8 protein-coding genes are annotated in these 9,246 nt (G+C 69.9%); 3 read left to right on the top strand and 5 right to left on the bottom strand.

Annotation, left to right across the window (positions count from 1 at the left end):
- Together HKK72_RS31295 and HKK72_RS41640 are read left to right on the top strand one after the other, a co-directional pair.
- Positions 1 to 625: MFS transporter (locus tag HKK72_RS31295; RefSeq protein WP_187238041.1), on the top strand; the 625-nt coding region annotated here is incomplete at its 5' end.
- Positions 622 to 750: a hypothetical protein gene (locus tag HKK72_RS41640; RefSeq protein WP_261987385.1), complete on the top strand. Its 129-nt coding sequence runs from the start codon at positions 622 to 624 to the stop codon at positions 748 to 750. The genes HKK72_RS31295 and HKK72_RS41640, both read left to right, overlap by 4 nt.
- A 75-nt stretch (positions 751 to 825) precedes the next feature.
- Here the strand turns inward: HKK72_RS41640 and HKK72_RS31290 are convergent, their stop codons facing one another.
- From HKK72_RS31290 to HKK72_RS31280, 3 genes are all read right to left on the bottom strand, one after another.
- Entirely contained in the window at positions 826 to 1,419 is a 594-nt protein-coding gene (locus HKK72_RS31290) for a lytic polysaccharide monooxygenase (protein WP_187238040.1), read from the bottom strand.
- 208 nt (positions 1,420 to 1,627) lie between these two features.
- Entirely contained in the window at positions 1,628 to 3,703 is a 2,076-nt protein-coding gene (locus HKK72_RS31285; protein ID WP_187238039.1) for a hypothetical protein, read from the bottom strand.
- 177 nt (positions 3,704 to 3,880) lie between these two features.
- Positions 3,881 to 4,153 (bottom strand): hypothetical protein, encoded by a 273-nt coding sequence (locus HKK72_RS31280; protein ID WP_261987384.1) that lies wholly within the window; start codon positions 4,151 to 4,153, stop codon positions 3,881 to 3,883.
- A 222-nt stretch (positions 4,154 to 4,375) separates the two neighbouring features.
- On the opposite strand from HKK72_RS31280, the gene HKK72_RS31275 reads away from it, so the two are divergent.
- The gene (locus tag HKK72_RS31275; RefSeq protein WP_315987545.1) at positions 4,376 to 5,026 is read left to right on the top strand and encodes an HAD family hydrolase; all 651 of its coding nucleotides are present in this window, start codon (positions 4,376 to 4,378) and stop codon (positions 5,024 to 5,026) included.
- 9 nt (positions 5,027 to 5,035) lie between these two features.
- On the opposite strand, the gene HKK72_RS31270 is transcribed toward HKK72_RS31275, so the two are convergent.
- Positions 5,036 to 6,940, bottom strand: a complete 1,905-nt coding sequence (locus HKK72_RS31270) for an ABC transporter ATP-binding protein (RefSeq protein ID WP_187238036.1) — start codon at positions 6,938 to 6,940, stop codon at positions 5,036 to 5,038.
- Positions 6,937 to 8,664 carry an ABC transporter ATP-binding protein gene (locus tag HKK72_RS31265; RefSeq protein WP_187238035.1) on the bottom strand — a complete coding sequence of 576 codons (1,728 nt, stop codon included), beginning with the start codon at positions 8,662 to 8,664 and terminating at the stop codon, positions 6,937 to 6,939. The genes HKK72_RS31270 and HKK72_RS31265 overlap by 4 nt, the downstream gene beginning before the upstream one ends.
- Positions 8,665 to 9,246 lie beyond the last annotated feature (582 nt).

Raw genomic sequence — 9,246 nt, 5'->3', positions numbered from 1 at the left:
CGGCATCCTCGAGAAGGCCGCGCCGATGATCACGAGCTTCTTCGCCAACACCTCGACGCCCGTGGCCAGCGGCGCCGCCGCAGGGTTCGTCGCCCTGCTCTCCTTGTGCAACATGCTCGGTCGGATCACCTGGTCGTCCACCTCGGACCTGATCGGCCGAAAGAACATCTACCGCGTCTACCTCGGCGTCGGTGCGCTGCTCTACCTGACCATCGCGCTGAGCAAGGACGCCTCTAAGCCGCTGTTCATCGCGTGCGCGATGTTGATCCTGTCCTTCTACGGCGGTGGCTTCGCCACGATTCCCGCGTACCTGAAGGACCTCTTCGGCAACTTCCAGGTCGGCGCGATCCACGGGCGCCTGCTGACCGCATGGTCCTTGGCGGGAGTGCTCGGGCCGCTGATCATCAACGGCGTGGCCGACGCGCAGGAGGAGGCCGGGAAGACCGGTCCCGCGCTGTTCACCACATCGATGTACATCATGATCTGTCTGCTGGCGATCGGCTTCATCGCCAACGAGCTCGTACGTCCGGTGAACTCCAAGTACCACGAACCGCCGGAGTCGGTACAAGCACAGGAAGCGGTGGTGCCGGCGGCGCCCGCCGCCGGGAAGGGAGACGGGCAGTGACCGCGGAACAGCAGCAGGAGCGACGCGTTCCCCTGATGGTGCTCGCCTGGGCGTGGGTCGCGCTGCCCTTCGCCTACGGCGTCTACGAACTCATCCGCAAGGTGACGCAGTTGTTCACGGGCTGACGCGCGCGGCCCTGCTCAGATCGGCTTGAGCGCCGATCTGAGCAGCGGTCCGGCGATGGAGTCGGGAGATGAGGGTCAGCCGAGGTCGACGTCGGCGCACGAGTAGAAGGCGTTGGGAGTGTCGGCGATGTCCCAGACGGCGAGCACCAGATGCCTGCCGGTCTTGCCGGCGGGGATCGTGCCCTGGTGTGTCACAGTGGCCGGCGGTCGCTGCCCTCCGTAGTCCTGCCGAAGGAAGGGCGCCGACTCCAGGGCCGCCCTGGTGAGCGGTCGCGTCCGGTTCCAGCCGTTCCTGGTGATGAAGTAGCGGAACGAGGTCGTCGCGTGCACGGCGGTGAGGCGCCAGTTGAAGCCGGTCGCCTGTCCGCTTGTCAGGCGCGCGGCCGGCCACTGGCCGCCCCTGGGGTCGTCGAGCGGAGCCCAGCGGCTGTCGCCGGCGGCGCAGATGGTGCCGTCCCGTGGGCCGCTCGCGGGGAAGCCCTTGGGCCCCTCGACGCTCTGCGGCTCCCACTGAATCGGTCCGCAGTTCGTCACCTGCCCGGAGGCGCAGCGGGAACTGCGGCTCGGCGGTGACGTGGTATATCCGTGGGCGAGGGCCGGAGTGGCCGACACCACGGGGAGCATGAGTGCCGTGCATCCGGCGATGGCGAGACCGAGCTTTCTTGGCATACGTGGTTCTCCTTGGTGGCGGGGTGGTCTGCCTGCTGCAGACGCGGAGAAACATGGATTCCGTAGCCGGTGTCGGAGGTCTCCTCGGGGGGCTCACCTGCCTCTCGCGAGTGAACTCGCTCTCGGGGACCATCTCTTAGGAAAGCTTCCTATGAATTAGACGTTAACAAGCGAGACGGCCCCGGGCAACCGCCGGTCAGCTTCGCTGTCAGACGGCTCCGTCGTCGAGATCGGGAACGCCGAGCCGCCGCTCGAGCGTCGAGAGGGCGGCGGCCAGTGTCAGCGGGATCGCGATCAGCGCCGAGAGCGCGAGCACCGCGATCCCGGAATCGTTGACGGCGAAGCCGATGATCGCGGTGATCAGGACCGCCAGGAGGCCCGCGCGCAGGCCGGGCGCCTCCTGGAACAGCGATGACAGCCGCCCGTCGGCGCGCAACGCGACGAACGCGAGGATGAGGAGGGGGAGCGGCACGAGCAGCGTGAGCCAGACGCTGCCGAGTGAGTGCAGCATCGAGTCGGCCTTCCGGGCGACGACCGCGAGGGCCTGGCCGTCCAGGAGCTGCTGGCCGAAGTCGCCGAAATGGGTCCGCTGGTCGGCGGGCCGCCGATAGTCGACGTAGGCCAGCGCCGAGACGATCAGAGCTCCGGCCGCCCCGGCCACCGCCATCCTCTGGGGTGACACGCGCACGCCCGTGATCCACATGGCGAGCAGTACGACGCCCGGCGTGAGGGCGAGCACCCCACCGAAGTCGCTTCCCCACCCCGGCCAGCCGTCGATCACGATGGCGGCGGCGCCGATGAGGAGCACCGGCAGCAGCGCGCGACGACGATGTCCGGCGGCGAGCGCGGGGCCGGCGAGTCCCGCGGCACAGATCAGCGAGGCCGTGGCGAACAGCGCGAAAGTGAGGTTGCCGAACCCGTAGAACCGTCCGGCGACCAGCGAGAAGTTGCCGTTCAGGCTGTCGGCCTGCAGATGTGATCCGGCGATCGCGTCCGCGGCCAGCGAGAGGGCGGTCACCGCGGCCACCACCGTCACGGGCCCCAGCGGGTGACGCCGCCACGGACCGCTCATCGCGACCGCGAGTACGGCGAGATCCGCCGCGATCACCCCGGCGATCAATCCGCCGGACGGATGCTGGACCGACCACCACGGAACCAGGTTGGCGAGATAGGTCGCGGCGGGCGCAGTCGCGGCGGCGAGCGCGACATAGCGGGTCACCGCGAGCACCGTACGCCGCCTGGCCCGGCGGCGCTGCCAGGCGAGTGCTGCGAGGACGTACGCGATGAGCTGGCCGCCGACGAGCGCGACGTTGAACGGCGCCACCAGAGCCCGGGTGATGCGGGCGGCAAGGTCACGGTCCTGCAGCGCCTTGACCGCTGCCGACTGTCGCGCGGGCCGTGCCGCGCCCCTTTCCCATGGCGAGCCGGACAGCTCCGTCGGGACCGGCGCCCCGGCCAGTCGCAGCACCGTCGGCGTGACGTCGGTCAGGGTGACGAGGCCCGGTCTGCGCGTGGACGGTGCGGTGAGATAGATGGCCTTACGTCTGGTCTCGTCACCCCGCCACGCGGTGACCGCCACCCGCAGGCCCGGGTCTTGGAGGTCCGCGACGCCCACCAGGACGATCGTGGTGTCCACCGGGACCTGGGAGAGCACCTTGTCTACCTGGTCGTCCACTCGTGCCAGCGCCGCCGTGCGCTCGCCGGGCGTACGCGCGATGTCGTCGACGTCCACGACGGTGAGCGGGCAGCGCGTCCAGCCGCGATGGGGCATCTTCGCGACGGAGGACCGGTAGTAGTCGACATGACCGGAGGAGTCGGCCGCCGCCAGCGCGCCGCCACGCCCGACCGCGGCCGTGCATCCGCCGATCCCGTTGAGCACGTCTCCGAGCAGCCCGACGCGGGCGGCGTACGTGGTGCCGGCGTTGTGCGCCCGCAGCTCGCCGAAGTCAGGAACGAACGCGCCGGATCCGTCCCGTCGCGGCGCCGGCAGGAGTGCGCAGTCGCCGTCGATCGGCTGGGCGCGGCTGCCGGCGGAGATCGTCAACCATCCGTCCGCCGGGCAGCTGAGCGGTGCGACTCCGCGTACGGCGATGTTCGCGATCGCGCCTTCACCCGCCAGCCGCCACATGACGGGAGTGGCCTTCGGCTTGACGTCGCCCCAGCGCAGCCCGGGCACCCCGATCAGCACGACCCGGTCGCTCGGCTCACCTGCCGCGTGAGCGGGCGTCCCGATCGTCAGCGTCCCGGCGAGCATTCCCAGCAGTACGAGAGCGATCGCTGTCATCCGGGAGCACATGAGACGGATTGTCGTTATCACCGGCAGTGGAAGCAAGCATCCCGATCCGAGCAGGGCGCCAGACGCGCCGAAAGGCCACCACAGGGGCGATACCGGGCGCAAATCGCCTGTTCCGCGTGACCGCGCCGGCCGTCACCGCCCGCCTGGTGGACGCCGACGACGAGCCTAGCTGACGGGCACCGTGCCCCGAGTGCGGGTGCGCATGTCCTCCATCTCCTCATGCTCTGGCTCCTCACCCCACTGCTCTTCGAGTCGCATGGCCGTACCGAGCGCGAAGAACGTCGGAGCCCATTCGCCGATGAATATCCCCCACCGGTCGGCGCGATCGACGCCCGCGTCCTCCAGCCGCTGGGACATCATCCATGCGGCCATCGACGCGGCGATGGATCCGAAGCCGGCCATGTAGAGCATCGACGAGGACACACCGAGCTTGCGCATTGTCCTGAGCATGGCATCCTCCAGCTGACCAGTGATTATGTCGGTACGAGTGCGACTACCCGACCCTCGTAACGGCTAAGCCGCCATGTCGTTCAAGTCGCCGCAAACTCCGCTGGCACGGGCCTTCTCGCGCCGGCCCGGGGGCCGCGACTCGCGGCGTTCCGGCCACCGGTGGCGGTTCACGCCGACGGGGGCGGGTAGGTGGCCGCAATGGTCGATACGGTGATTTTCGATGTCGACGGCACGCTCGTCGACACCAACTACATCCACGTGGTGACGTGGTGGGAGGCGTTCCGCCAGTACGAGCACGACGTACCGATGGCCCGGGTGCACCGGGCGATCGGCATGGGCTCGGACAAACTGCTCGACCATGCGCTCCCGGAGGACCGCGACCGCACCGCCGACGACGAGATCCGGGCCGCCCACCGTCATCTGTACGGGGAGTTCTGGACGCGGCTTCGCGCCTTCGACGGTGCGGCCGAGCTTCTGCGGGCCTGCGCGGGCCGCGGCCTCAAGGTGGTGCTCGCGAGTTCCGCCTCGGAGCGCGAGATGAGGGCGCTGAGAGCGGCGCTGGACGCCGAGGACGCGATCACGGTCGCCACCTCGTCCGACGACGCCGAGGAGAGCAAGCCCGCGCCCGACATCGTCCAGGTCGCCCTGACGCGTGCCGGTACGCGCCCCGAACGGGCCGTGTTCGTCGGCGACACCGTCTGGGACGTGCAGGCTTGCGCGAAGGCCGGCGTGCCGTGCGTCGCCGTGCTGACCGGGGGGATCTCCCGTCACGAACTCGCCGAGGCCGGAGCCGTCGCCCTCTACGAGAGCGTCGCGGACCTGCTGCGCCGGTTCGACGACAGCCCCCTCACGGGGCACTGATCCGGTCGGTCAGCGCCCCGGGCCGCCGGCGGTGACGTCCAGCCAGCCGGCGTGCAGGCGGGCGTAGACCCCGCCCTTCGCGACCAGACGACGGTGCGGTCCCCTTTCGACCAGCCGGCCGTGGTCAAGGACCAGGATCTCGTCGGCTCGCTCGGCCGTCGCCAGCCGGTGGGCGATGGTGACCGAGGTCCGGCCCTCGGAGAGTGCCTGGAGGGCATGGGAGAGCCGGGTCTCCGTGGCCGGATCCACCGACGACGTCGCCTCGTCGAGGATGAGGCAGACCGGGTCGGCGACGTGGGCCCGGACCAGGGCGACGAGCTGGCGCTCGCCCACCGAGAGGTTCTCCCCGCGCTGCCCGACCAGGGTGTCCAGGCCGTGGGGGAGACCGTCGACCCAGGCATCGAGGCCCAGGTCGGTGAAGGCGCGCCGGATCTCGTCGTCGGTGGCGGACGGGCGGCCGAGGGCGACGTTGTCCTTCACCGTGGTGTCGAACAAGAAGCCGTCCTGGGGGACCATGACGAGCCGGGAGCGCAGCGACTCGGTCGCGACGTCACGAAGGTCGATCCCGTTGACCAGGACCCGGCCCTCGGCAGGGTCGGCCAGCCGGGTGAGCAGTTTGGCCAGGGTGGTCTTCCCCGAGCCGGTGGCGCCCACCAACGCGATCCGGGCGCCGGCCTCGACGGTGAAGCTGACGTCCTTCAGTGCGGGGGGCTGCCCGGACCGGTAGGCATAGGCGAGCCTCTCCACCGCGAGCGTGGGAGGCGAGGTCGCGAGCGGAGTGCCCGGATCGGGATCGGCGACCTCGATGGGGATGTCGAGCAGGTCGAGAACCTTCCGCCAGCCGGCGATCGCGCTCTGCGTGTGATCGATGATCTCGGTGAACTCGGTGACCGGCTCGAGGAAGAGGTGCACCAACAGGATGAACGCGATCAGCTGCCCGGCCGTGAGACCGGACGCGGGTCCGAGGGCCATCCCGGTGACGATCACGCCGCCGACCGCCAGGACCGAGAACAGCTCTCCCGAGGTGAACAGGAAGGCCCCGATGACTCCGGCGCGGATCCTGGCCTCGCGCCAGCGGGCGATGGCCCGCAGGACGCGCCGGTCGGTGCGGTGCGCTATGCCGTAAGCACGTACCACGGCGGCGCCCTGCGCCGTCTCGGACACCACGGTCAGCAGTTCGCCGACCCTGGAGCGTACGAGGTCGTGCGCGTCACCCAGTCGGCGCTGGAGCAGCCGCAGGACGAGGACGAGCGGCACGATCACACCGACCAGCACGGCGGTGATGCGCAGGTCGTACGCGGCCATGGCGACGAGAGTGGCGAGCATGATGGCGCCGTTGACGATCCATGCGATGCCGCCCCACTTCAGGAAGACGCTCAGCGTCTCCACGTCCGAGGTGACCCGCGACACCAGCCTCCCCCGGTACTCGGCGGACTGGTGCGCGATGCTCAGCCGGTGGACGTGCGCGAAGGCCTTGACGCGCAGCGTGCAGAGCGCATCCTCGCTGGCCGCCACCAGGCGCTTCTGCGTCACCCGGGTGACGACGGCCGTCCCGACCACCGCGACGGCGGCCACGATGGCGAGCGCCTGGACCGTTCCGAGGTCGGCCCTGCCACCGGCGAGCCCGCGGTCGAGTACCTGCTGCACGAGGACCGGGATGGCCACCCGCCCGGCCCCGCCGAGGCAGGCCAGGGCGATGGTCCACCAGATGCCGCGCCGGAGTTCGGGGCTCGCGCGCACACCCCGTCGTAGTACGGCGAGGGCGCCGGCGGCGGCCGGCGCGTCACGACCGGTGGGGGTGGGCGGAGAGCTCGCCGTCGCGGATCCGCCTCGACCGCCGCCGGCCTGCGCATGGCCGGCTGCCGCGGTCTCCTCGCGTGCCGGCTCGGGCAGGACCTTCTCGGGGGCGCTCATGAGCCGGTCCGATCGAGCTCGTACGCCCGTACCAGCCGTTCGTATCCGGGTGCGCGAGCCAGCAGCTCCCGGTGCCCGCCCATGCCGGCGACCCGGCCATTTTCGAGGTAGAGCACCGTGTCGGCGAGCGCGAGGGTGGCGGGCCGGGTGGCGACGACGACCTTGGTGGTGTCGGGCCGCTCGGCGGCGAGTCCGCGCAGGATACGGGCCTCGGTGGTGGGGTCGACGGCCGACGTGGCGTCATCGAGCAGCAGCAGACGCGGCCGCCGGATCAGTGCCCGGGCGAGGGCAATGCGCTGGCGCTGGCCGCCGGAGAGGGAGACGCCGCGCTCCCCGACGACAGTGGCGGGTCCGGCGGGCAGTGCTGCGACGAACTGGTCGATCCCGGCCAGGCGGAGCGCCTCGGCCATCTCGGCGGCCATCTCGGCGGCGGGGATCCGGTGGCCCAGCAGGATGTTCTCCTCCAGAGTGGCGGCGAACAGGAACGGTTCCTGGAACACCGTGGCGCAGGCGCCGGCCAGCGCGCCGGGCTCCAGTTCGGCCGTGTCGAGGCCCCCCAGCCGGATCGTGCCCGGACGGGGACGGAGCAACCGGGCCAGGAGCAGGACGAGAGTGGACTTCCCGGAGCCGGTGGAGCCGACCACGGCCATGGTCGCTCCGGCGGGCACGTGGAATTCCACGCCGGTGAGGATCGCCGGGCCCGCTGCGTAGGAGAAGCCCAGTCCCGACACATCGAGGTCGAGCGGGCCGGCCGGAAGCCGAGCGGCGCCGTTCGACGGCTTCGGCGGGGTCTGGTCGAGAACGCCCCGTACCCGCTCGTATCCCGCCACTGAGCGAGGGACCTCGCCGAAGGCGTAGCCGAACGTCCGCAGCGGAAAGGTCAGCAGGGCGAACAGGTTGATGAAGCCGACCAGTGTGCCGGTCGTGATGGCCCCGCTGTCGACCCGCCAGGCGCCGGCCACCACGAGGCCGATGATGGCAAGCGCGGGGATCGTCTCGACGAGCACGTCGTAGGTGGCGTTCCTGGTGTGGACCTCGACCTTGGCGTCGCGCAGCCGTTCGGCCACCCCCTGGAAGCGAGCACGCTCCGCCGCGTCGCGGCCGAGCGCCTTGACGACGAGGGCGCCGTCGAAACTCTCGTGCGCGACGGCGGACACCTCGCCGAGTCGGGTCTGGGCCAGTGTCGCGGGCAGTTCGACCTGCCGCTGGTAAAGGGCATTGACGCCCGCGAAGGCGGGAAGGATCAACAGCCCGATGGCGGCCAGGAGCGGGTCGGTGGCGAAGCACCAGACGCCGGCGACGGCGAACAGCACCACCACACCGAACACGTGTGTCAGCTGGGACGGCATCTCGGCGGCCGCCTCGGGATCGGCGCTGGCGTTGGCGAGGAGTTCCCCGGTCCGGTGTCTCTGGTGGTCCTCGAAGGACAGGGCCTGAACGCGGCGCACGACCTTCTCTCGCAGACTCGCGTCGAAACGCACCTTGGCGACGATGGCCATCCACCGGCGCAGGACGGTGGCCGAGGCCTTGACGACGCCGATCGTCACAAGTGCGACGGCGGCGAGTGCCATGGCCTCGGTCGCGACCCGGCCTCCTTCGAAACGAGGGCTCACCACATGGTCGACGACCTTTCCGAGCGCAATCGAGGATGCGACGACCGATATGCCATAGAGAACCGCGCCGAGAACCGCGAGGAGGAATGGTCTTGGCTGGAGCCGGACCATCGCTCCCACCAAAGCCGCGCCCCGCCGCATGAGGCGCCCGGAGGGCACGGTTTCCGTTGATGTCATCGCCTGAGTCGCCGAGGTGCCATTCACCATCACCGTTCTACCACGCATAGGGCGGAAAAGAATCTGTGTGACGCCGGGTTCTCGGTTGCGTACTCCTTCAATCGACATTCGCAGTTCTCACCTGTGCCCATTACCCTTTGCGATCGATACATCACAAAGTAGGCGTTGACCTTCTCGCTCTGTTCACCTTAAATCAACCTTGTCCGTCCACCGGCGGCGGTGATGTGCTCTGCGGTGATTGGAGAGTTGTGGCGCTCGGGCGTTCGATCCTACGTTGCCAAGGAAATACCAAGGCGGCCTTCGAAAGCGCTGGCCCGGCTGTTACGGGTACCGGGACGGCGGTCCTCGCGCAGGCTAGGTAAGCCGACAAGGCATAGCACCGCATCAGCTCGGCCGGTCCGTTCGACCGGCCGTTGTGATGCCACAGGCGGCCCTTCAGATTTGTCAGCCAAGCTGTCAGGAATTGCGGATCGGCCGTAATCTCCGGATTCCTTGGAACGATACAAGGCCATCCGA

Source organism: Actinomadura sp. HBU206391 (assembly GCF_014323665.1).
Taxonomy (GTDB): Bacteria; Actinomycetota; Actinomycetes; order Streptosporangiales; family Streptosporangiaceae; genus Actinomadura_C.
The sequence above is the reverse complement of the archived record's forward strand: the minus strand, read 5'-3'. Positions and strand labels throughout refer to the sequence as shown.

Coding starts and splice junctions, on each gene's coding strand:
- HKK72_RS31290 (WP_187238040.1), bottom strand. CDS start 1,419: ATGCCAAGAAAGCTCGGTCTCGCCATCGCCGGATGCACGGCACTCATG.
- HKK72_RS31285 (WP_187238039.1), bottom strand. CDS start 3,703: ATGACAGCGATCGCTCTCGTACTGCTGGGAATGCTCGCCGGGACGCTG.
- HKK72_RS31270 (WP_187238036.1), bottom strand. CDS start 6,940: ATGAGCGCCCCCGAGAAGGTCCTGCCCGAGCCGGCACGCGAGGAGACC.
- HKK72_RS31265 (WP_187238035.1), bottom strand. CDS start 8,664: ATGGTCCGGCTCCAGCCAAGACCATTCCTCCTCGCGGTTCTCGGCGCG.
- HKK72_RS31280 (WP_261987384.1), bottom strand. CDS start 4,153: ATGCGCAAGCTCGGTGTGTCCTCGTCGATGCTCTACATGGCCGGCTTC.